Below are 23,586 nucleotides of genomic sequence, written 5' to 3' on the forward strand. Positions count from 1 at the left end.
TTTCAGCATTCCCTTGTCCCTTTTCCGCTCACCTTGGTGAATTGCAAAAAAAAGAGGCGATTTCCAGTCCGGGTAGCAGTGACTCCTTTGAGTTCCTCTCAAAAAACCAAAAAGCGCGAAGGCAACCTTCGCAACCAACACCTAAAACAGAAAACCATGAAAAAGCGAACACTCATTCTTAGCCTCGCTTGTGCTGCCAGCAGCCAAGCCGCGCTTGTTGCCCACTACACCTTTGACGAATCCAGCGGCCAAACCGCCGCCGATTCTGCCGGCACTCCGCAAAACCTCACCACCACCAATGGCACTGTGGCTTGGACAACGGGACAGATGGGAGGAGCCATCGATCTCACCGCCGACGTCATGGTGGCCAATGACGCTATCGGAAACGGCAATAACTTCACCATTTCCATCTGGGTAAACGAGGCCAGCGGGCAGACCGGCTATCGCGGTATCTTCACCACTGGGGCCGACTTTGTCGACAATACGAGCGGCGACCCCATTGTTCCCGGAGGCGGAGAGGACAACTGGGGCATCAATGTTGAAGGCACCCGCCAAGCCGACATGCGCTACAACAATCCGACCGTAGGAAGTAGCCACGGAGTTGACGTCCCCGCTTTCGAGCAAAATGTTTGGCAACACTTGGTCATGACCTTCGCGGGCGATGGGGTATCCAGCACCGGCGGAGTTTATCTCAATGGAAACCTCATTGCCACCATCACACAGCCGACATTTAACGATCTCAGCTACAACGCTGGTGGGCAGATCTGGCAACTTGGCACCGACCGCAACAACGACAGTCGCCGCTTCACCGGTCTGGTCGATGACCTCGCCATCTGGGACGAAGCCCTGAGTGATGAGCAGATCACAGCACTCTACAATGGTGGCTTGGCCGGACTCAATGCCGCCGAAGTCATCCCCGAGCCATCCTCCGCTCTGCTCGTTCTATCCGGCGGACTCCTTGCCCTCCGCCGCCGTCGCTAGGGCTCACCCCCCTCCGCGACCCCTTCTTTCGACTCATCCGGCCTTCGGGTCGGATTTTTTTTTGCACACGAACTCGCGCACCAGACGAAGGAACTCCTCCGGGCGCTCCCAGGGCAGGCGATGACCGCAATCCGCCACCGCCTGATGACGGCCGCAGGACAGAAGAGGAGCCGCTTCCCCTGCCAGTCGGGTGAACTTCCCATCGCGCTCCCCCGTCAACCAGAGTATCGGGCAACTGATCTCCGCGAGACGGGGACGCAGATCTTCTTGTTTGCCCAAGGACCATTCCATAAAGGAACGGGCAATGGCGCGCCGACGGTTGACTAGCTTCAGCCGGGGATCAGGGTCAGGCCGCACCACATCGCTTTGCAACACTCCCTGCTCATCCCAATTCCGTAAAAACTGCCCCCAGTCCGCCGTCAGCACGGAGGCCGCCCACTCGGCATCGACCACCATGCGTTGGAAACGCTCCGGCTCCGCTCGCAGCCCGGGGTGGGCCGAGACGATGACCGCTTTTTGCCACAGGGAAGGCCGCGCCAAGAGGGCATGCAGGGCGAGACGACCTCCCAGCGAATAGCCGACGAGAACATTCTCCGCCGCCCCGGCCGCAGCCACCTCGGCATTAAAGGCCCCCGCCCAATCGGCAAAGGAGAGGCTGTCACACTCTTGAAAGCGCCACAAGTCCACCGCGCGGCAGGTCTCCCCGTGCGCGGCGAGGGCCCCCGAGAAATCGTCCCAGTCCCCGGCCCGGCCTATGGCTCCGTGGAGACACCAAATCATGCGTGCCGACATCCTCAGCCTTGCGGGGTGGGTTGCACCGTGATCTCGACCCGGCGGTTCTGGCGCCGCCCCTGTTCACTCTCGTTGGAGGCCTCCGGCTCGTTGTCGCCACAGCCCCTCACTTCCGTAAAAAGGGTTTCCGCCAATCCGGCCGCCACGAGGAAATCGCGCAAGCCAGCCGCTCGCTGTTCGCTGAGCTTCTGGTTACCCTCCTTGCTCCCCAGATTACAGGTATGCCCTTTGATCGCAAAGTGCGTCTCGGGATAGACCTCCAGAATCTGGCGCACCTCGGCCAGGACCCGCTGCTGCTGGGCCACCACATCGGCGGAGGCCAGCTGATAGCGCACGGGCTCGATGGAGAGAAAGCGCTCGCGCAGCGCGGTCACCTCACGAGTGAGTTGGGATTGCCCGAGTTGCAGGTCGCCGAGTTCCCGGCGAGCCTTCTGCAACTCGGTTTCAAGCTTTCCCAAGGCCGCCTTTCCCTTGGCCGCATCCTGCTCGGCATCTTCCTTTTCTTTCTCGACCTCTTCGACTTGTTGACGGGCTTTTTTCAGCTTTTCCTCTTCCACGCGAAGTTTCTCACGCAGTTTTTCCAGCTCGGCCTCGGCCTCCTTTCGCCGCGCGATCGCCTCTTGCGCGCCTTTGGCTTCTCCTCCGGATTTCGCTTGGAGCTCGAGGTAGGATTTTTGCAATTTCTCGAAATCTCCCATGGTGGTCAGGAGGGTGCCTTCAAGCTCTTGTTGCGCAACCGTGAGACGGCCCAACTGGGTTTCCAAATGATTGATCTGGGCACTCTTGCGAGCCACTTCTTCCTTCGCCCCGGCATGGGTCCGGGCCTCCTGCCGAGCCTGGTTCAGCTGTTCACGAGTGGTGGCGAGCTGGCTTTCCAACTCTTGGGTCCGGGCTTTCAGCTTCTCGGCCTCCGCTTTGGCCGCCGCCAGGCTCTCGGTAGTCTGGGCAAGCTCCTTTTCGGTCTCAGCATGATGAGCCTTGAGCTCCTTGAGTTCCTCCTTCAGCGCGGCCAGAGCCTGGGCATCCGCCTCCTTTTGACTGCGGTAATCGCTGACTTCGGACTTGAGCCGGTCCAATTCGCCCTGCAACTCGGCCAGCTTGCCCTTGAGCCCTTTTTCGCTCTCTTGCACCGCTCCCAAATCCTGCTTCAGCTTGGCGGCCAACGCCACCTGGGTAGCCAGTTTGGTGCTGATTTCCTGATTGGCCTTTTGACCATTCTTGATAGCCAGGCGTTCTCTCTCGACCGCCTGAGTCAGCTTCTGGTCCAGGCCGGAGACCTTGGCTTCCAATTGGTCGATGGTCTTCTGGAGACCACCCCGTTGTTCGGTCCAATTTTTGGCAAGTTGTTCCGCTTCGGCGGCCAGGGAATTGAGGGCGGCGTCTTTGTCGGCAAGGCTTTTCTCAAGCTCGGCCATCCGCTGGTCGCGTTGCTGAAGCTCCTCCGCGGACGTGGCGTTCTGCTGGCGCAGCTTCTCCAGTTCGGACTGGGTTTCCGCGCGCTCTTTTTTCCAAACCTCGGCCAGCCGGGCGGACTCGGCACCGATTTCGGCCAGCGCGCGTGATTTCTCCTGCAAATTCTGCTGCAAGGTCACCACTTGGGCCGCTTTTTCCTGGCTCACCCCGAGTTCTTTCTCCAGACCGCTGACCTGCTCTCCCAAGGCGACCACTTTTTCCTCCAGCTGCGAGCGCTCGCTCTGCCACTCCTTGGCCAGGCGAGCGGTATTGGCCACTGCAGTCTGGGCTTCCCGCACCTGGGCGGTGCGCAGAGCTTTCTCTGCTTTCTGGCGCCAGTCGGCAACCGCCTTGCGCCAGGCCTCATTGTCGCGAACCCGGGTCAATTCGGATTCCTCCAATTTGCGCTGAGCGGCGTCGCGTTCTTTTTCCACCTCGGCCAATTGGCCCTCCCACTTGCCCTTTTGCTGGCCAAACTCCGCCTGCAGACCGGCCAGCCGGCGCTCGAAGTCGGCGTCCACCTTGGCGCGATCCGCTTCAATCTTGTTGACCTTGGCAGCCAACTGCTTTTCCCGGGCTGCAAACTCGTTTTGTTCTTGCTCGCTGGCCCGCAGGGCTTGCGCGGCCTTCTGCCGGGCCGCCTGCAATTGCTGGCGCAGCTCGGCCACGTTGACCGCCGTTTCGCCCTGCTTTTCCAAAGCCCGCTGGGCTCCGGCCTTTCCTTGCAAAGCTTGGTCGAGCTCACTCCGCAAGCGGTCAATCTCAGCCGCAGCCTTTTCATATTCCCCGATGGGAACGATGCCAATATTTGCTCCGGTCACCTCCTCTTTGGGAGTCACCGCCGCTTCCTGGCCCCAGGCCAAGTTGGCGGTCGCTAGTAAAATAAACGCCCTCTTCATGTCGGCGATGACTTTACGAAGATTCCCTCCGAAACAAAGAGAAAGCCTCCCATCAGGAGAAAAAAGGCCTCTCCCCGCTTCCTTGGCGGGGCTCCGGGAAGAGGAATCCCCGCAAACTGCGTCTCTTTCATCCCTTCCTCCGCCCGGCGCCCCCACTTTTCCTGCTCCGCGAAAATACTTCAATTTCCTTAAGCAAAATGCACCCCCCTTTCAAACTGGACAGATGGACGGAACAAGCAGAGGGTGCGCGCTCTTTTATGTTTCGCCTCGATGCCACCGACCCCGAGAGCAAGGCCCGCGCCGGTCTGCTGACCACCCCCCATGCCGAGATCGAGACCCCGGTCTTCATGCCGGTGGGCACCCAGGCCACGGTAAAGACCCTCCATCCCCGGGAACTCAAGGAGGAGTTAGGGGCCAAGATCATTCTCGGCAACACCTACCACCTCTGGCTGCGCCCGGGCACCGAGATCATCGGCAAGATGGGCGGCCTCCACGGCTTCGCGGACTGGCCCAATGCCCTCCTCACCGATTCCGGCGGCTTCCAGGTCTGGTCCTTGGCGAAACTGCGCAAAATCTCGGAAAAAGGGGTCACCTTCCAATCCCACCTCGATGGCTCGCGGCTCGAGCTGACCCCCGAGACCTCCATGGAAATCCAGTCCATCCTCGGCTCGGATATCGCCATGCTCTTCGACGAATGCCCGCCCTACCCCTGCGAGCGCGGTTACGCCGAGGAGTCCACCGGACTGACCAGCCGCTGGGCCCGGCGTTGCAAGCAGTGGGTGGAGGAGAACCGCGCCAGCACCGGCCGCCAGCAGCACTTCGGCATCGTGCAGGGCAGCGTGTATCCCGACCTGCGCGAGCGCTCGGCCAAGGACCTCGTCGACCTCGACTTCGACGGCTATGCCATCGGCGGCGTCTCCGTCGGGGAGCCGGAGAAAGAAATGTTCGCCGCCATCGACAATGCCGAGCCCTTCCTGCCCAAGGAAAAGCCCCGCTACGCCATGGGCCTGGGCACTCCCACCCAGATCCTCGAGATGATCGCCCGCGGCGTCGACATGTTCGACTGCGTGCACCCCACCCGATCCGCCCGCCACGGGCTCGCCTTCACTGCCGATGGCCCCATCCACATCAAGAACCTCAAATACGCTGACGACCCCCGCCCCCTCACTCCCGATTGCCATCCCCACCTCGCCGGATTCTCGCGCGCCTATCTCCGCCACCTCTTCAAGGCCGGGGAAATGCTCGCTTTAAGATTGCTTTCATTCCACAATCTTGATTTCTACCTTCGCCTGACCCGCGAAGCGCGGAAGGCCATTGTGGCAGGCGAATTCACCGCCTTCCGCGAGGACTTCACCGCTCGCTACACAGCCCAAGCAAAATGACATTCCATTTCGATTCCCTCTCCCTTCTCGCGCAAGCCTCCAGCGGAGGCAACCCCTTGGCCAGTCAGCTCGTGCCCATCATCCTGATGGTGGCCATCTTCTACCTGCTCATCTTCCGCCCCCAGCAGAAGCAACGCAAAGAGCTGCAAGCGCGTATCGACTCGCTGGAAAAAGGCGACAAGGTGATCACCACCGGCGGCCTCCACGGCAGTGTGCACAGTCTCTCGGACAAAACCGTCACCCTCAAGGTCGGCGGCGACAATGTTTTCCTCACCTTCGACAAAACCTCAGTAGCTTCCGTGAAAAAGCTGAAAGCTGAAAAAGCTGAGGAAAAGAACGGTAAAAAGTAATCCCGCGTCCCACCGGACGCGCTCTTTCGATAGTTAGATCCCATGAATCCCTACATTATTTTCTTTGTTGGCCTTCTCATTCTCGGCCTCCTCTTTGCCTACTTTGCGGCCGAGAAGCACCGCAACAAGAAGCGAATCGGCACCACTGTGACTGCGGTGGTCGCTCTGCTCTGCGGCCTGGCCATCCAGACCGAAGGCCTGCGCTCCGGTATCGACCTCGCTGGTGGTTCCGCCTTCACCGTGCGGGTGGACCCCAAGAAGGATGACCAGGGCCAGCCCGTGCCCGTCAGCCCCGAGGACCAGCAAACCGCCATCTCCGTCATTGCCGACCGCCTCGACCCCGATGGCGTGAAGGACATGACCATCCAGGCCCAGGGTGACGACCGCATCACCATCGAGATGCCCGGCACCACCGAAGAGGAAGCCAAGGAAATCGCGGCCATTCTCCAGAAGCAGGCCGTGCTGAACTTCCGCGCCGTGCATTCCGACAACGACACCCTCGCTCCGCAGGTGGCTTCCGGAGCGGTCACCCGCCCCGCTGGCTACGAACTTTTGCAAGAGCCCGTCGATGACGAGGAAGGCAAGCCCCTCCTCGACGAGAACGGTGAGCCCGTCACCCGTCCCATCCTCGTGGAGCGCCGCGTGAAGGTCTCCGGCAGCGAGATCAAGGCCGCCTTCCCCGACTACTCCCGCCCCGGCGTGATGAATATCGAGCTCACCGGCGAAGGTGGGCGCAAGATGCGCGACTACACCGCCACCATCACCCCCGGCCGCGACCGCATGGCCCACGTCCTTGATGGCAAGGTCCTCAGCGCCCCCGGCTTCCAGAGCAAAAACCTCGGCAGCAAGTTCATCATCACCGGCATCTCCGGCGGCACCGCCGTCGTCGAGCGCCTCGCCCAGCAGCTGCGCAACCCCTTGAGCAATCCCCTCATCATCGAGGAGCAACGGCAGGTCTCCGCCCGTCTTGGGGATGCCACCATCAAGCAAGGCATCTACGCCGGGGTGGCCGGTCTCGCCCTCACCCTCGTCTTCGTCACCATCTACTACCGCTTCGCAGGCATCATCGCCCTTCTCGGTCTCTTGGTGAATATCCTCATTCTCTTCGGCTCCATGGCCATGTTCGGCTTCACCTTCACCCTGCCGGGCATCGCGGGCATCATCCTCACCATCGGGGTCGCGGTCGATGCCAACGTCCTCATCTTCGAGCGCTTGCGCGAGGAAATGGCAGCCGGCAAGTCCATTGGGGCGGCCATCTCCGCCGCTTACGACAAGGCCTTCTCCGCCATCTTCGACGCCAACATCACCACCCTGATCACCGCCCTCATCCTCTTCTGGCGCGCCTCGGGCACGGTCAAGGGCTTCGCCATCACCCTCACCATCGGTATCCTCGCCTCCATGTTCGCGGCCCTGCTCGTTACCCGCATCCTCTTCTGGTGGTTCCAGGATGCCGGCATGGTCAAGAAGCTCAACTTCCTCAATGTGGTGCCGGAGAAGACCATGGACTTCCTTTCCAAAGGCAAAATCGCCTTCGTCATCTCCTCCGTCCTCATCGTGGGCTCCCTGCTGATGACTGGCATCAAGCGTGAAGGGGCTCTCGGCATCGACTTCACCGGCGGTGCCCTCACCCGCTTCGAGCTGGGTGACAACGAACTGCCCGTGGCCAAAGTGCAGGAAGAAGTCAACAAGACCGAAGGCCTCGCCAAGGAGCCCCAGGTGCAGGAAGAGCAGTCCGCCTCCGGCTTCTCGCTGGCCGTGCGCTCCTCGGAGAAGGACGTGCCCGCCATTGTGACGCAACTGCGCGCCAGCTTCCCCGAGCTGGGTGACATCGAGTATTCCACCGAGACGGTCTCAGCGGCCCTCGGCGGCGACTTCCTGAAGAACTCCCTCATCGCCCTCGGCATTGGCCTCTTCGGCATCCTCATCTACATCACCCTGCGCTTCGAATTCTCCTTCGCGCTCGGTGCCTTCGTCGCCCTAGCCCACGATGTCATCATCTGTATCGGCATCCTCATCCTGCTGGGCCGGGAATTCTCCCTCATCCACGTGGGGGCCATCCTGACCATCGCCGGTTACTCCATCAACGACACCATCGTGGTCTTTGACCGTATCCGCGAGCAGCTGCAGATGCGCAGTGGCGACATCAACAAGATCATGAACGAGGCCATCAACGCCACCCTCTCGCGGACCATCCTAACCTCCGCGACGACCTTTGTGGCGGTGCTGGTGCTCTTCATCTTCGGTGGTGCGGCCATGCGCGACTTCGCCCTTGCCATGATGATTGGCGTGGTGGTGGGAACCTACTCCTCCATCTTCGTCGCCGCCCCCGTAGTCTCCTGGTGGTCCAAGAAGCGCGGCACCAACCTGCGCGCGGAAGTCATCGACGCCCAGCTGGAAGCCCAGGTCAATCCCGGCAAAGGCTAGGCCTGGCCAGACAGAACAATCTTTTCCCAAAAGCGCGTGGCTCCGGCCCCGCGCTTTTTTTCTGCCCCCATCGCCACCCAGCTGATGGGCCAGCGGAGTCGGGCAATGCCTTCCTGCAAGGTTGCAGGACGCCTTCGCGACAGGGCAATGCCTTCCTGCAAGGCTGCAGGACGCCTTCGGGGCCGGACAATGCCTCCCTGCAAGCTGCAGGACACCATCGGGGCCGAACAATGCCTCCCTGCAAGCTGCAGGACGCCATCGGGGTCGGACGATGCCTCCCTGCAAGCTGCAGGACACCATCGGGACCGGACAATGCCTCCCTGCAGGTTGCAGGGCTCCATCGCGCTAGGATTCCACCGCCGCGACCTTCTCCTTTTCCCCGAACAAGCTCTCCAGCACCCCCTCATTAGAGCGGGCGATGATGGAGTAGTGCCCTTCCCCGGGAAAATAGCGGGTGCGCGCGCCGGGAATCCACGAGGCATACTCCTTCACCATCGCAAAGGGGATGTTGCGGTCCTCCTCGCCGTGCCAGAACTCGATGGGAACGGTGATTTGCGAGAAATCGAGACCCCAGTCATCGGTGTAGACGTCGCCATCGATCTGCACCCCCGCCGTGCCCGCCGAGATTCCCTCGCGGAAACTGCGCGTCACGGTCTCGAAACTCTCCGCCCCTTGCAAAGCCTCCCGATCGGCCTGTGCCGTCCACCGCATGACCCACGACATGGGGGCCTTTTCAGGAGGAAACTGTGAAATCCAATGCGAGGCCCGCAGAATACCGGGGATGAGGAAGGGGGCATGGGGGCGGATGCGCAAGAGGGCGCGGTAAGGCCACATCATCGCCGAGCGATCGGGGAATTTCGCCAGGGGCGGAGCCCCACAGACCACTGCCGTCTGTTCTACCCGCCCGGGCAGGCCAGCGGCCGCCACCACCGCATAGGGACCGCCTCCGGAGACCCCCATGACGGAAAACTTGTCCCAGCCAAGAGAATCGGCTAGCTCAATGACCAAGGGGGGCCAATCGCGCAGGGTGCGCCCCGGCTGCAGCTCGGACTTCCCCACCCCCGGGCGGTCGGGAGCGATGAGGCGCACCCCTTTTTCCACGCAGAGTTCATGCAAGGCCGCCGCCTGCAGACGCGAGGAAGGCCAGCCATGAAAATACATCAAAGGCCGGCCCTGAGGGTCGCCATACTCGGCATAGCACAAGCGTCGACCGCTGGAGAGGGTGAGAAAATTCGTTTCGTTCACAAGCCCCAAGCTAGCACAGCAGCTCCGCCGGGGTCATCGAACTTTCCGATGGCAGCATCACTCCAGCCGATGCTCGCCACCCTAGCGGATGGCGGCCACCAACTCGCTGACGAAGGATTGCACCTTCTCCGCCACTGCCGGATCGTCAGCGTTGTTTTCTACGATTTTGACAATGGCCGAACCCACGATGATGCCATCGGAGACCTTGGCCACCATCGCCGCTTGCTCGGGGGTATTGATGCCGAAGCCCACACAGACCGGGGTGTCGGTGTATTTTTTAATCCGATCGACGACTTGGCCAATGCCTTCGGAGGGGGCTCCGTGGGCCCCGGTGACTCCCGTGCGGGAGAGGGCATAGAGAAAGCCCTGCGAATTCTCCGCCAACAACTTGACCCGCTCCTCGGGAGTGGTCGGCGCGATGAGCTGGATGTGATGCAGCCCCGCCCCCTGCGCCAAGTCGGCATTGCGCGCGGCTTCATCCGGGGGGAGGTCGAGGAGCAAGATGCCATCGGCCCCGGCCGCCGCGGCATCCTGGTGGAATTTCTCGTAACCGTAGGTAAAGACGGGATTGAGGTAGGTGAAGAGCACCAGCGGGGTCTCGTGGCGCTGGCGGAACTCGCGAATGAGCTCCAGGCAACCCGCAGTGCTGGCCCCAGCCGCGAGCGCGCGACCGGCAGCCATCTGATTGACAATGCCATCAGCGAGAGGATCGGAGAAAGGGAGGCCCATCTCGATGACGTCGACTCCGGCCTCGGCCAGGCCACACATGATGGCGAGGGAACGGTCGAAGTCGGGGTCACCCGCTGCCACATACGCTACGAAGGCCTTTTTTCCCTCCGCCTGCAATTTCTCAAAGGTGCTGTCCAATCGATTCACTGGCGCAATCTCACCTTTCGGGAGAGAAAGCGGAAGTCTCGAATGCGAATTTGTGCTCTCCTCGCCCGCAGACCGCGCCAACAAAGTCAACAGGGTGAACGTGTTTCTCCTGAAAATCCAGCCCTCCGGCCCTAACTTGATGGCCAGTCGCCCGTTGCCATGACAGCGCCGGGGCGGCCTCCGCTGTCCAGCCAAGCCATCCCCCCAGGTGTTTCCGGACCGCTTTTTTGCCATGAAAACCATGATCTTGACCCAACTCAGGCCCGCCCTCGTGCTCGGGCTTCTCTCCCTCCATACCTCCGCCGCCGACCTGAACTGGACGGGCGCGACCAGTAGCGACTGGGAAATCGCCGCCAACTGGGATAGCAATACCCAACCCGCCGAGGGCGACGTCTTGCGCATCAACAGCGGCACCGTGACCTTCGACAGCGACCGGGAGGTGAACTACAACAGCGTCCTGCTGGATGGAGCGACCCTGACCTTTCAGGGCGGACTCTTCAAAGCCACCGCCCACCCGAACTGGCAAAACACGGTGGACGGCACCGCGAGCCAGGAGGGGGCCACCGTGCACCTCAACCAGCTGCAGGTCGGCACGGGCAACGGCAAAACCGGCCTCTATCAAGTGACTGCGGGAGAATTGCTCATTGCGCGCGGCCTCTCGGGCTCGTCCATTTTCCTTGGGGGCAACAAGGCCAATGACGATGGCGGCACCGGCACCTTCGAGATTTCCGGCGGAAGCCTCCTGACCCGGGGCGCGGTGCAACTGGGCTCGACCAATGGCAATGGAGCAGGCACCTTCGCCGTCCTCGGCTCACAGGCCAGCAGCATTGGAATCGGAGCCAACAATGAGGACAGCGACGGCGCCTGGAACCAACTCCCCGGCTCCACCCTCCGCGTGGGCGTCGACTTCGGAGGCGTCACTCCCATCGTCATCCATGATGGCAGCGGCGACGAGAGCGGAACAGCGGCGGTTTTTGAGAATGGCACCCTCCTCGACGTTTCCTACTACGCGGGCGCTTCCGGCGGGGGCACCTGGACCGTGCTGGAGCTGGAGAATGGCGACATCGTCGACAATGGCCTCGCCTTTGCCCCGGGAGTGGACACCAGCGTGTGGTCCTTTGCCATCGACAACTCCGGCAACAACGGCCTCCTCACCGTCACTTCCAACGAACCAGTCAATCGCGATGTCTATTGGGATGGCTCGGAGAACTCGGACTGGGGCAACCCCGCCAACTGGACCAATAACTTCGGCGTCGCTGATGGCAAATATGTCCACATCGAGAGCGGCACCATCGATTACACCGAGGCCAATGGACTGAGCGCCAACTTGCGCGGCTTTCGCATGACCGGGGGCACCCTCAACCTCTCCGGCGGCGAGATCCAGGCTGCAGAACTCTCCTCCGCCTACAGCAATCTCGATGGCACCGTGAACCAAACCGGTGGCGAATTCGGGCTCAATGCCCTCGAAATCGGCCGCACGGTGGGCAACGACGCCCACTACAATCTCAGCAACGGAGAGCTGCGCATCGGCCGGGCTAGGAACGGCTACTCCCTCTTCCTCGGGGCCCACTCCAACTTCAGCGACGCCGGCGACGGCACCCTGACGATCTCGGGCGGCTCCTTCGCCACCCGCACCGGAATCAAGCTCGGCGATGCCACCCATGCCGGCCAGGGCACCTTCGCGGTTCTGGGCTCCACCGCAAGCGAGATCGCCATCGCGGGAGCCAATGACGACAGCGATGGCTTCTGGGAGCAGCATAGCGGCTCGGTCCTGCAGGTGGGCATCGACTTCGGCGGGGTGACTCCCATCCTCATCAAGGACAGTGCCGAAAACACCAGCGGCACCTCGGCCACTTTCGCCAACGGCGCCCTCCTCGACGTCGATTACCACAACCTCACCGAAGGCGGCGGCACCTGGACCGTGCTGGAAGTGGAAAATGGCGACATCATCGACCAGGGCCTGACCTTCGCTCCCGGAGTGGACACCAGCATCTGGTCCTTCACCATCGACAATTCCGGCCCCAATGGCCGCCTCCTCCTCACTGCCCAGGGCGACCCCCTCGGCCATGCCCTGACCATTGGCAACACGCCCCAGCAAAAGATGCGCTACGGCATGGACTATGAGCGCCTCTGGTATTGGACCGGCGGGCTCAATGGCTCCGAGCGGGACCAGATCGCCCGCTGGACCACCGTGGATGCGGACGTGGACTTCATCCGCGTGGCGGTCAATGGGGGCTACGAACTCACCGAAGGCAGCTACAACTACAGCGCCTACGGGAACAAAATCCTCCCCCTCATGCGCGAAATGCAGGAGGCCAACCCCCAGCTCAAGTTCTTTGCCTCTCCCCGCCCCCAAAACGAAGCGGAAAGCGGAGTCGCCTGGCAACCCTACCCCCGTTGGATCACCGGAGCCACTGGCAACAACAGCAACTTCGACTTTGACTGGCAAAAGTGCGCGGAATACCTCGTGCGCTACCTCCTGCTCATGAAAAACGAGGGCTTCCAAATCAGCTTCCTCGATATCACCAACGAGTGGCAGAGCAACGTGGGCGGCGGCCGCCTCACCCAGGACGACATGGACAACATCCATGAATACCTGAACGTGACCTACTTTGAGAATCCTTGGAACTACTCGGAAGTGGAGCCCGACCTCTTCCTCGCGCCGGAGGACATCCCCCTCATCGTCGCGCCCTCCTCCTGGAACTATTCCCAAGGGCGAAGCTGGATCAGCAATCTCGACAGTGGAGACAAAGAAGCCATCGCCATCGCCGCCTCCCACAACACCGACCGCACCGGCGACGCTCAATCCTTCGCCGCCACTGCTCGCGCCGAACTGGGTGACGATGTCGAAATCTGGAACACCGAGGTCCACGGCTGGAAGAGCACTTCCAACGAGAACGAGACCACGTCCTTCTACTACTACCTCGAAGCGGTCCGGGCTGGCTTTGGCGGTCTCAATGGCTGGCTCGCCATCGGAACCACCAATCAGGGCCACTCCTACATCCTGAACCCCAGTGGCACTCCCCAACGCAATGTGAAGTATCACATTTTCCAGAAGCTCAGCTCGACCTCCAACTACGGTCACGCCCTCGACATTCTGGAAGAACCCGATCTCTTCACCGCCCCGCTGGGCTCCAATGATGACGACATCCCGCGCAATGTCGCGGCCTTCATCAAGGGCAACCTGATGACAGTCTGGATCGTGAACGAGAACGCGGCCTCCGTGCCCCTCATCATCACGCCCTCCGGCCGCACCATCGAGGGCTCCTCGGTGCGCCGCACCCACTGGATCGACCCCGCCGAGGTGGAAGGCTTTGTCAGCTACGAGGCCGTCACCTCCGGCACCTCCTTCGCCTCCACCATCCCCGGCGAATCGGTTTGCTGCTTTGAAATCCTGCTTGATGGCGAGGACTTCGCCCCCCGGCGCTTCGAAGCCGAAGACTACTCCCACCAATGGGGGACCGGCACCGAAACCGCGAGCGATGTCGATGGAGGGGAAAACATCTGCCACACCAACCACGGCGACTTCCTCCGCTTCGGCAGTGTCGCGCTCGCTACCAATGCCACCGTGAGCTTCCGCGCCGCTCGTCCCAATGGCGGCCTCCCGGCCCTCATCCGCGTGCGCGAAGGCAGCGCCGAAGGCCCCGTCCTCGGGGAAGTGGCCGTGCCCGAGACCGGAGGCTGGCAGAACTACGAGACCCTGACCACCACCCTCAGCGTCCCGGCCGGCATCTACAACCTCTACCTCGAATTCGCCGAGGAAGCCGCCGACCCCGCAGGCGGTTACCTGATGAACCTCAACTGGTTTTCGGTCAACGAGGACACCACCGTGCTCCTCCCCGTCACCGGCCTCACCGCCAGCGCAACGGGCAGCGAGCAAATCGACTTGAACTGGGAAGCCACCGAGGGAGCCGGAAGCTACACCGTCAAGCGCGCGACGGCGAGCGAAGGCCCCTTCCTCCCCGTGGCCGAAGGGCTTCTCTCCCCCGGCTACGCCGATAGCGGGCTTTCACCCGAAACCACCTATTACTACGTTGTGAGCGCGACCTTTGCGGGCGAGGCCGGACCGGACTCGGCCATTGCTAGCGCCACCACCGAGGCCGAGGCCGTGATTATCGACCCCGCCAAAGTGGTCATCGCCAACCTCACTCTCGGGCTCGATGGCACCCAGGCGGAGCAACTTAGCTTCACGGTGGAGGAGTCGCAACAAGGAGTGAATTACCAGGTCTACGGCAGCGACACCATGGAGGCCAATGACTGGGAAGCGGTAGGACCCGTCTTCGCCGGAAATGGAGGTCTCCTCGAAATCGAAGTGCTCTTCAACTACTCGGCCACCACGAACGCGAAGCACTTCTTCCGCCTCCAAGCCACCGTCGAGTAAAAGCGACTCGCTCCCAGCATTCTTAAACGACAAGCGGGACCAGCCGGTCCCGCTTTTTTTGTGCCAACCTCCCCCCTGTCATCCAAGCCCTCAGTCGCCTCCCGAGCAGAAGGCAAAGGGCTTTCACCCCCATCCCATTTTACGATCCTCCGCGCAATCTCGTGGTGCCAAGTAGTTCCCTGGTCAGCTTCCGTATCTGCACCACTTAAGATCCGCACTCTGAACTCTGAACTCTGAACTCAATAATCCCGATTCCCGCTTGGCGGAGAGAAAAATGGGCATAAAGTCCTGCCCCACACCTCTCATTCGCAAATTTATGGAAAACGTTCTCATCATCGGAACCGGCTCAGCCGGTTGGACCGCCGCTCTCTACACCAGTCGCGCCAACCTTGAGCCCCGCGTCCTCGCCGGCGAGCAGCCCGGCGGACTGCTCACCACCACCTCGGAGGTGGAAAACTTCCCCGGCTTCCCCGACGGCATCGACGGCTACGAGCTCATGAACCGCATGCAGCAGCAGGCCGAGAAGTTCGGAGCCCGCACCGAATACAAAGTCGCGGAGTCCATCGCCAAGACCGAAGCCGGTCACTTCGAAGTCAAAATCAAAGGCAGCGACGAGGTCATCGAGTCGAAGACCGTGATCATCGCCACCGGAGCCTCTCCCCGTCTCCTCGGCATCGAAGGCGAACAAGAACTTTACGGCAAAGCCGGGGTGACCACCTGCGCCACCTGCGACGGCGCCTTCTACCGCGACATGCCGGTCGTGGTCGTCGGAGGCGGCGACTCGGCGGCCGAGGAAGCTCTTTTCCTCACCCGCTTTGCCTCCAAGGTCTACCTCGTCCACCGTCGCGACGAGCTGCGCGCTTCCAAAATCATGGCCGACCGCGCGCTGGAGCATGAAAAAATCGAGATGGTCTGGGACAGCGCCCTCACCGCCTACATCCCGGGTGAAAACAACAAATTGGCCGGAGTGAAGGTGAAAAACCTCAAGAGCGGCGAAGAAAGCGAACTCGACGTGCGCGGAGCCTTCATCGCCATCGGTCACGTGCCTAACAGCCAGTTCGCCGGCGACCTCGTGGACCGCAACGAGGCAGGCTACATCGTGACTCAGGGCGAGCGCACCGCGACCAAAACTCCCGGTCTCTTCTCGGCCGGTGACGTGATGGACGACTACTACCGCCAGGCCATCACCGCCGCTGGCGAAGGCTGTAAGGCCGCCATCGAGGCCGAGCGCTACCTCGCCGACGCGGAGTAAAACCAACTCCTGCTCTCATCTTTCCAAAAAGGCGGTCCGCAAGGGCTGCCTTTTTTTTCGCCAAGTTCCCCCCGTCTCCTCCCAAAAACCCCGCAAAAAAAATCCTGTCTCATCCTGTCAACCCTGTCCGAAATCCACCCTGCCTAAAAAAGAAACGCGATCCCCTCCCCGAAATCGCGTAAACCTCCCCCCATGCAATCGATGACCGGCTTTGGCCGAGGAGAAAAAACGACCGCGCTCTTTCACGCCGAGGTGGAAGTAGCCTCCGTCAACCGCAAACAGGCCGAAGTCGCCCTGAGCCTGCCCCGGGGACTCGGCGAACTGGAGCCCACCCTGCGCAAGATCGCTCTCACTGCCATCTCGCGCGGCCGTATCAACGTCACGGTCAAGCTCACCGCCGTAGACGAGAGCGCCTCCAACCTGCAGATCGACTTGGGCAAAGCAAAGGCCCTGCAGCACGCCTTCAACAAGCTCGGTGAAGAATTGGGACAAGACTTTACCCTCACCCCCCAGGATTTTCTCCGCTTGCCCGACCAATTTCTCATCGAGAGCGGCTACCAAGCCGAAGACGTGCTGCCCGCCGTGCAACCGGCCTTGGAAAAAGCTTTGGCCGAACTCCTCACCATGCGTGGGCAGGAAGGCCAGGCCCTGCAGACCGACCTCGCCACCCGCTTGGCCACCCTCGAACAGCTCACCCAAGAAGTGAGCGAGCTCGCCCCCACCGTGCCCGCCCGCCAGCGCGAACTCCTCCTGCAGCGCCTCAACGAGGCCGGGCTGGAGCTCGATCCCGGCGATGAGCGCGTGCTCAAGGAAATCGCCCTCTTCTGCGACCGCTGCGATATTTCGGAGGAACTGACCCGGCTCGCGGCCCACTTCACCCGCTTCCGCGAGTTCCTCACCGCCACCGAACCGGTGGGACGGCCCCTCGATTTTCTCTGCCAAGAGCTCAACCGCGAGTTCAACACCATCGGCTCCAAAGCCAACAACTCCGCCATCGCCCACCGCATTGTGACCTCAAAAACAGAACTCGAAAAAATCCGCGAGCAGGTGCAAAATGTGGAGTAACTCCCCAATGAAAAGACTCCTTTTTCTCGCCCTTCCCCTACTCTTGGCCACCTGCACCCCCTCCGGCCCCGGCTCGAGCCGGAGCAGCCACTCCGCACCGGAAGGGGTGAACGTCTCCCTCATGATTCCCGCCGGGCAATACGGTCGCCATCAGATGCGCCCCATGGACCCGCGCTACATCACCGTGCACACCACCCAGAGCTATGGCCGCGGAGCAGGAGCGCGCACCCATGCCCAGATTCTCCGCCGCGGTGGGCTCAAGTCCACCCACAATTCCCTCGGCTACCTCACCTGGCACTTCTCGGTGGACAGCGAAAGCATCTACCAGAGCCTGCCCACCAATGAACAAGGCCAACACGCGGACTACGAGGGATCGGGTAACAAATACTCCATCGGCATCGAAATGTGCGAGAATCGCGACGGCAGCTTCGCCGCCACCAAAGCACGCACCGCCAAGCTCATTGCCCAGCTCATGAAGCAGCACGACATCCCCCTCTCCCGCGTGGTGGGTCACTGCGAATGGGAACGGGTGCGCTACTCCGACGGCAAGAACCTCGGCTACAAAAATTGCCCCAAACCCCTTCTCGACAACGGCAAATACGGACCCAAATGGCAAGCCTTCAAGCGCCAAATCCAATCCTACCTGTAAGGATCGCCCGCCCGTAGCGCCAGCGCCTCGTCGGCCCCAGAAGAATCGACCTCACCAGTCAACCCCCGGATGTCTCGGCGAGACCATCCCTACCGGAAGGGAAAATTCGCGTCCGTAGCGCCGACGCCTCGTCGGCCCCACCTTTTCCGTCAGTCCCCAATCTCTCAACAGGGTCCTCAACCATCCCCAAAATCCCTCCCCCAGCGTAAGCCCCCGCACTCGCTCTTTTTTTGTTTCCCTCCCCTTATCTTTTGATGAGAAATGGTCGCCGTGCGCATTTACCCCCTCATTCTCAGCCTTCTCCCCACTCTTCAGGCCCAATTTCACTTGGAGCGCCCCATCGACTTGGTGGAAGGTTTTTCGGCGGATCAAATCCTCTATACCCCTTGGTTTTCCGGGAGCTCGGACTACGCCACCGTCATTTGCGATCGAGACCGCCGCCAGGTTTTTCTGCGATACTATCACAACAGTCGCAACCAGCTCCGCAACTTGGAAACTCTCGAATCCGATGTGTGCGGCCTCGCGATGGGCGATGTCGACGGCGATGGAAAAAGAGACCTGATCATCCAAGACGGCGACCAACTCCTCTGGTGGAAGAAGGGCGAAGAGGGCGAATACGATACGGATACCTTCACGCGCCAAGGCGTTCTCACCACTCTTCCCCGGGGCGACGCCTTACTCACCCACTTCGAGCTTGATCACCGCCTGGCCAGTCCCACGGGGGTGGAGGTGGTGGAGGATCGGGCCCTGGATTTCGATGGCAACGGCTTGGCCGACCTGCTCTTCCTTCCTCCTCGCCATCCTCAAAACATCCAGGGCTACAATGGAGAATATCGCGATCCACCTCTACTCCTGCTCCAAGACTCGGCGGGCCAGTTTGAGACTCTTTCCCTCTCCTTTCCCGACATCACTGCCGAAGAGGACTTCAATGGCTACCACTTGCTCAAGTTCTCCCCCACGGCAGAGGGAAAGGATGGCATGGTGGTCAGACACCTGAACACCTTTTCCTATTTTTTGCATAGCCTCGCCGAGGACCGTAGCTCGTGGACCCAACAGAGTTTCCCCCAGGGCTATGCCAGCAATCGTTATCCCATCGATCTCAACGGAGACGGGACGGAAGAACATTTGGAACTCGTCATAGATCACAGAAGTCAGCCCCAACGGCCCAGGCTCATCTGCACCCACCTGCAGGAGGACGGAAGCTTGGTGCCTCTCTGGACCGTCTTTTTCTCTGAGGAATCCCTTCCGTTTGAGACCACTGAGGAGGTGTCCGGTTTTACCTGTGGCAACCTCGACGAAGATTCTCACCACGAAATTCTCATCAACATTCCCTTTCTCTCCCAAAGCTTCGCCATTGATTTCCCAAACGATAATCTCGCTGAGCCAAGTCTCCACCCGCTGGCCTCCTTCTCCGGCCCAACTGGCAAACAAGGTCCTGCCAACTACTCGGGCTCTCTCATCGGCTTGCTAAAGACCTCGGACACCGACAGCCAAACCTTGCTCTACGAAGCTAGCCGCCAGGGAAATGACTTTCCCTTCCTTCCCTTCTTCTCTGGCGAGAGCCACTCCGGCGCGGCGAAAATTGTTCACACCGCCCGCACAACCTGGCGCGGAAATCCTCCTTTTACCTATGCCTACCCGGGCTCACCGATCGCGACCACCTTTCACCCGCGTCGCTTCCTTTTGGTGGATCAAACAGGCGACGGCCACCGGGACCTGGTCGTGCTCAACGGGGACGAAAATGCCCGAATCCAAACTTATGGAGGCGGAGAGCATCAGGGGGCTCGCCTGACCGAACTCGACCGGAGCAGCTCCCCTGGCCGGGGACGCACGCTGTTGGCCCCACAACACAGCACCCGCACCCCCACCCCCATTCGGATCCATTCAGAGGAAGAGAATGATCAAGCAGGCATTCACCATCACCACAGTCACTACGACGAATGGCTGGAACCCTATTTCCTCGCGTGGGGCGAAGCCACCTATCCCTCTCCGCATTGGGAGGATTTCATCAAAGACAACTTTTCCACCGCGACCAAATCCACCGGCCCCGTCCCCTCTCACCTCTTGGCCTTTGAAGACTTTGATGGCGATGGCACCCCCGACCCCATCACGATCAACTCCTCCTCGGGAATGATCGAATGCCTCTTCACCTTTCGCTTGGATCAAGTCTCGAGCCAACTGGGACTCGCCCCCATCATTTGGAACAGGCATCTGTGGAGCAACGACTTTCAGCCAACCTGGCCTGACTCCCGCCACTATCTGGTGGCTGATCCCGATCAGGATGGCGACCTCGACCTCTTCGCCGCTGTCTCCACACCACTTCTCAAGCCGGCACTCTTTCGCAACGACGGCGAGGGGAATTTTACTAGGGAGGAACTGGCCGGTCCCTCTTCCCTTCTCGCTGAGTTGAAAACGGGCAACATGGATGGCAACGGCATCCCCGATCTCGTTCTTTTCCAGCCCACGAAAGATTCATTGGGAAATCCCGGCTCCGGGCTGGTGACGGTCCTCCTCGACTGGGGACGGGAGGAATTCCAGATTCCCATCAATCAGCATCAGTCCGAACGCGACTATTTCCCCAGTGGCTATTCCGAAGGAGCGATGGGAGTTGGAGACCTCGACGGAGACGGCTTGGACGATCTGATTCTAAACAATGGACGAGGCAGTGATGCCTTCGGAAATCCGGTCCCAGCGCAGATCTTCGTGCTCACCCAAACCGCCCCCCAGGAGTTCCGGCTTTGGTCCGAGCTGGACATTCCCGGTCTCGCCGACTGCAACCAAATCGAAATCCACGATTACGATGGGGACGATCGCAACGATGTTCTTCTCTCCTCAGAGGTCGACGGCCGCTTGATTTGGCTCAAAAACTCACCCCTCCCAAACTACTCCAGCTACGAAGAGTGGGCGGCCACTCGACAGTTACCAGCGAACTCCGCGGCGGACAATGCTGATGGGGACCAGCTGAGCAACTTCGAAGAATGGGTCCACGGCACCGACCCCCACGTTTCGGACCGAGAAAACTTCCCCAGCCGTCAAGAGAGACATCAACCCGGACAGGCCTCGCACCTTCACTTTTCCCTCGACTACTCCCCCCCACTCGCTTGGTCCTTTGCCCTCCCGGCAGCCTTGCACGAGGACTATGAAGTGATCTTGGAGAAAAGCGTCGACCTGCAAAATTGGCACCGCATCAGTGGCGAACCCGTCATCGATCCTTACAACAAGGGATTACTGAGATACGGCATCGAGGAAGAGTGGAGCCTTCTCCACGTGCCCGGAACCCACCAATCCAGCAAGCAACTCTATTTCCGCTCGCGCATCGTCGAACGAGAAGCCCCGTCACAATGACCTCCTTCACCGCCCCTCCCGGAGCTTTTTGCGAACCCAGTCGGAGGTGAGGTCGCCGGCGAAGACGAGACTGGCACCGAGGAGGACCCAAAGGAGCATCTCGTCGTAGTAAAAGCGCACCCCGGCCTCGGTGATGAGGAAGCCCAGAGAGCCTACCCCGAGCATCCCCAGGACGGTGGCCTCGCGAATGCAGGTCTCCCAACGATAGAAGAGATAGAGAACGAGGCGGTTGAAATTGGCTGGCAAGAGAGCGCCGAGATAGGCACTGGAGCGGGTGCCCCCTTGCAAGAGGATGACCTCTGCGGCGCGGCTGGGGGCATTGTCGAGGACCTCGGCGCCAAGACGGAGCAAGATGCCGCCATTGTGAATGGCAAGGGCCAAAATGAGGGCCCAGACGGTAGGGCCAAAGACTTGCAAGAGGAGAAAGGCGAGGATGAATTCGGGCAAAGACCGGGCGAGCATGGCCACCCCCCGCAGCAGTTGTCCCAAGTAACGACGGGTCACCTTCCCCCCCAAACAAACGCCGCGGGGACAGGCCCGAGCCAAGCTGCGGGTGCCCCAAATCATGCCCACGAGAGCTGCCGCCCCGGCGAGAAGGGCCGCGGTCGTGCCCACATGAAGGGTGCGCCAGAGGGCATCGAGCCCTTCCCAAATCAAGAGCTCGTGAAGCCATTGACCCAGGGTGTCCCCTTGCTGGCCCGCGCGGAGGGGATAAGGAATGAGCTCTTGTCCGAATCGTTGCAGATTCTGCCAACGCCGCTCCAAGCTCACCCCAGAGGTCCAGTCGGACTCCAGCAGCCAGGCCGCGAGGGTAAGGACAACGGCCCCGCCGGTCGCGGCCCGCACGAAGCGACTGCGGGGGCGCGCCCGCCAGAGGTCGGAGAGGCTGGCCCCGGGACCGGGAGACCGCCGCGCGGGCACGCCTTTGGCGAGGAGAGCACGCAGACGGGTGCCACTCCATTCGAAGAAAATGACCACTGCCAGCAAGGCGTAAAGATAGCTCCAGATTTCGCGATAATGGCCATCCTCGTAGGCGGTGGAGAGATGGTAGCCAATGGTGGGAATGCCCACGAAGCCCAGCACGGCGGAGGAGCGCACGGCGCACTCGAGACGATAGAGGGCGTAGGTGACGAGGTCAGGCAGGGCGCGGACGGCGGCTCCGGCCAGAAAGGAAGCGAAACCACCGCCACCGATGGCGCGCAAAGTTTCGGTGGCAGAAGCGTCGGCCTCATCGAGCAGCTCGGAAAAGACTTTGGCCAAAGTTCCCCCATAAGGAAGGGCCAAGGCAAGCACGGCGGCGAGAGGCGAAGTCCCCACTGCGGAGATGAAGAGCAGGGCCCACATCAGCTCGTGCACGGAACGCAGGGCGGTGGCGGCGAGACGCGAAAAGCGGCGCAGGGCTTCCAAAGGGCGGGAAGGCCGACTCCACCAGCGACGCGCCCCGAGGATGCCCCCCACGATGCCGATCACCAAGGCCAGACTCATCGCCACGGCGGCATAGCGCACGGTGAGCCAAAGAGCGGTGAGCACTTTTTGCCAAAAGGGCAGATCACCCCTGCGGGCATCCGGGGATTGGTAATCCAGAGCCGGCTGAAAGGCCGCTTGGAAGAAATCGAGGGCCACCCGGCGGCCGTTCTCGGAGGGCAGCAGATCGCAAGGGTGGGCCCCGAGAATCCACAGACCAGCCAGAAAGAGGAGCAGGCCGCTGAGGAGAAACCACCGCCGTTTCATGAGGCCGGATTATCGTGGTCGTCCAGGCGATAGAGTTGGTTCACCAGCCCCTCTTCGGCTTCGCCATCGAAGACCACCCGGCCCGCCCGCAGGCCGATGATGCGGTCGAAGTAGCGTCGGGCCAGAGCAACATCGTGCAAGCTGGCGACAAGGGTCAGGTCTTCTTCCCGGGCCACGGCGGTGAGCAACTCAATGAGGTCGCGCGCGCGCTCGGGATCGATGGCGCTCACAGGCTCGTCAGCGAGAATAGCACTAGGCTGTTGAAAAAGAGCCCGCGCCACGGCGACCCGTTGCTGTTGTCCCCCGGAAAGCTGATCGACACGCTGATAGAGCTTTTCCCCGATACCCAGTCGCTCGAGAAGGTGATGAATGGCCTCTCGCTCGCTTTTTTTCATGAACAAAAAGCTGCGCAACAGGCCCCAGGGGCCTTTCTCCGCCACCCGCCCGCAGGCTACATTCTGATTAACCCGCAGATTGGGCACCAGGCCGAGGTCCTGCGGGACCCAGGCCAATCGCGAGCGCACTTGCCGCAGACCTTTGGCTCCCAATTGAGCCAAGTCACGGCCATTGGCCCGCACCTGGCCCGCACTGGGGAGGAAGCGGCCATTGAGAAGGCCGAGGAGACTGGTCTTGCCCGCTCCGCTGGGACCGATGAGGCACACCTGCTCGCCTTCCGCGATCCTCAGATCGGTGGGGTGGAGAGCAGGTAAATCCCCGTAACGAAGGGTCGCTTGACGGAGCTCAAACATGAAAAAAGAAGAC

General features: G+C 61.3%; 15 protein-coding genes. 9 read left to right on the plus strand and 6 right to left on the minus strand.

Annotated elements, in window-relative coordinates; all coding sequences use genetic code 11:
- Nucleotides 1–156 precede the first annotated feature (156 nt).
- Nucleotides 157–981: a LamG-like jellyroll fold domain-containing protein gene (locus JIN78_RS02460; RefSeq protein ID WP_200390347.1), complete on the plus strand. Its 825-nt coding sequence runs from the start codon at nucleotides 157–159 to the stop codon at nucleotides 979–981.
- 33 nt (nucleotides 982–1,014) lie between these two features.
- On the opposite strand, the gene JIN78_RS02465 is transcribed toward JIN78_RS02460, so the two are convergent.
- Together JIN78_RS02465 and JIN78_RS02470 are read right to left on the minus strand one after the other, a co-directional pair.
- Nucleotides 1,015–1,761 (minus strand): alpha/beta fold hydrolase, encoded by a 747-nt coding sequence (locus tag JIN78_RS02465; RefSeq protein ID WP_200390348.1) that lies wholly within the window; start codon nucleotides 1,759–1,761, stop codon nucleotides 1,015–1,017.
- A 14-nt stretch (nucleotides 1,762–1,775) separates the two neighbouring features.
- Nucleotides 1,776–4,124, minus strand: coding sequence for an OmpA family protein (locus tag JIN78_RS02470; protein ID WP_200390349.1), 2,349 nt, complete (start codon nucleotides 4,122–4,124; stop codon nucleotides 1,776–1,778).
- 257 nt (nucleotides 4,125–4,381) lie between these two features.
- Here JIN78_RS02470 and tgt point away from each other — a divergent pair, with 257 nt between their 5' ends.
- Genes tgt through secD form a run of 3 tightly spaced genes read left to right on the plus strand, consistent with a single transcriptional unit; the run spans nucleotide 4,382 to nucleotide 8,280 of the window.
- A complete protein-coding gene (tgt, locus tag JIN78_RS02475; RefSeq protein WP_200390350.1) occupies nucleotides 4,382–5,506 on the plus strand; it encodes a tRNA guanosine(34) transglycosylase Tgt in 1,125 nt (374 codons plus the stop codon).
- Nucleotides 5,503–5,856, plus strand: a complete 354-nt coding sequence (gene yajC / locus JIN78_RS02480) for a preprotein translocase subunit YajC (protein ID WP_200390351.1) — start codon at nucleotides 5,503–5,505, stop codon at nucleotides 5,854–5,856. Before tgt ends, yajC begins: the two co-directional genes overlap by 4 nt.
- 42 nt (nucleotides 5,857–5,898) lie before the next feature.
- The gene (gene secD, locus JIN78_RS02485) at nucleotides 5,899–8,280 is read left to right on the plus strand and encodes a protein translocase subunit SecD (RefSeq protein ID WP_200390352.1); all 2,382 of its coding nucleotides are present in this window, start codon (nucleotides 5,899–5,901) and stop codon (nucleotides 8,278–8,280) included.
- Nucleotides 8,281–8,625: 345 nt separating this feature from the next.
- On the opposite strand, the gene JIN78_RS02490 is transcribed toward secD, so the two are convergent.
- Nucleotides 8,626–9,525 carry an alpha/beta fold hydrolase gene (locus JIN78_RS02490; RefSeq protein ID WP_200390353.1) on the minus strand — a complete coding sequence of 300 codons (900 nt, stop codon included), beginning with the start codon at nucleotides 9,523–9,525 and terminating at the stop codon, nucleotides 8,626–8,628.
- Nucleotides 9,526–9,606: 81 nt separating this feature from the next.
- Nucleotides 9,607–10,401, minus strand: a complete 795-nt coding sequence (gene trpA / locus JIN78_RS02495; protein ID WP_307832970.1) for a tryptophan synthase subunit alpha — start codon at nucleotides 10,399–10,401, stop codon at nucleotides 9,607–9,609.
- Between the two features lie 232 nt (nucleotides 10,402–10,633).
- Here trpA and JIN78_RS02500 point away from each other — a divergent pair, with 232 nt between their 5' ends.
- The 5 genes from JIN78_RS02500 to JIN78_RS02520 all read left to right on the plus strand — a co-directional run bounded on the left by JIN78_RS02500 (nucleotide 10,634) and on the right by JIN78_RS02520 (nucleotide 21,093).
- A complete protein-coding gene (locus JIN78_RS02500) occupies nucleotides 10,634–14,782 on the plus strand; it encodes a carbohydrate-binding protein (protein WP_200390355.1) in 4,149 nt (1,382 codons plus the stop codon).
- 316 nt (nucleotides 14,783–15,098) lie between these two features.
- Nucleotides 15,099–16,034, plus strand: a complete 936-nt coding sequence (trxB, locus tag JIN78_RS02505) for a thioredoxin-disulfide reductase (protein WP_200390356.1) — start codon at nucleotides 15,099–15,101, stop codon at nucleotides 16,032–16,034.
- Nucleotides 16,035–16,226: 192 nt separating this feature from the next.
- Nucleotides 16,227–17,099, plus strand: a complete 873-nt coding sequence (locus JIN78_RS02510; protein ID WP_200390357.1) for a YicC/YloC family endoribonuclease — start codon at nucleotides 16,227–16,229, stop codon at nucleotides 17,097–17,099.
- 7 nt (nucleotides 17,100–17,106) lie between these two features.
- On the plus strand, nucleotides 17,107–17,748 hold the full coding sequence (locus JIN78_RS02515; protein ID WP_200390358.1) for a peptidoglycan recognition protein family protein: 642 nt from the start codon (nucleotides 17,107–17,109) through the stop codon (nucleotides 17,746–17,748).
- 270 nt (nucleotides 17,749–18,018) lie between these two features.
- Nucleotides 18,019–21,093, plus strand: a complete 3,075-nt coding sequence (locus JIN78_RS02520; RefSeq protein ID WP_200390359.1) for an FG-GAP repeat domain-containing protein — start codon at nucleotides 18,019–18,021, stop codon at nucleotides 21,091–21,093.
- Between the two features lie 6 nt (nucleotides 21,094–21,099).
- Here JIN78_RS02520 and JIN78_RS02525 read toward each other — a convergent pair whose 3' ends face one another.
- Complete coding sequence (locus JIN78_RS02525) at nucleotides 21,100–22,824, minus strand: PhnE/PtxC family ABC transporter permease (protein WP_200390360.1); 1,725 nt, start codon at nucleotides 22,822–22,824, stop codon at nucleotides 21,100–21,102.
- Nucleotides 22,821–23,573: a phosphonate ABC transporter ATP-binding protein gene (locus JIN78_RS02530; protein ID WP_200390361.1), complete on the minus strand. Its 753-nt coding sequence runs from the start codon at nucleotides 23,571–23,573 to the stop codon at nucleotides 22,821–22,823. The genes JIN78_RS02525 and JIN78_RS02530 overlap by 4 nt, the downstream gene beginning before the upstream one ends.
- Nucleotides 23,574–23,586 lie beyond the last annotated feature (13 nt).

Source organism: Roseibacillus ishigakijimensis (genome assembly GCF_016595415.1).
Classification (GTDB): Bacteria; Verrucomicrobiota; Verrucomicrobiia; order Verrucomicrobiales; family Akkermansiaceae; genus Roseibacillus; species Roseibacillus ishigakijimensis.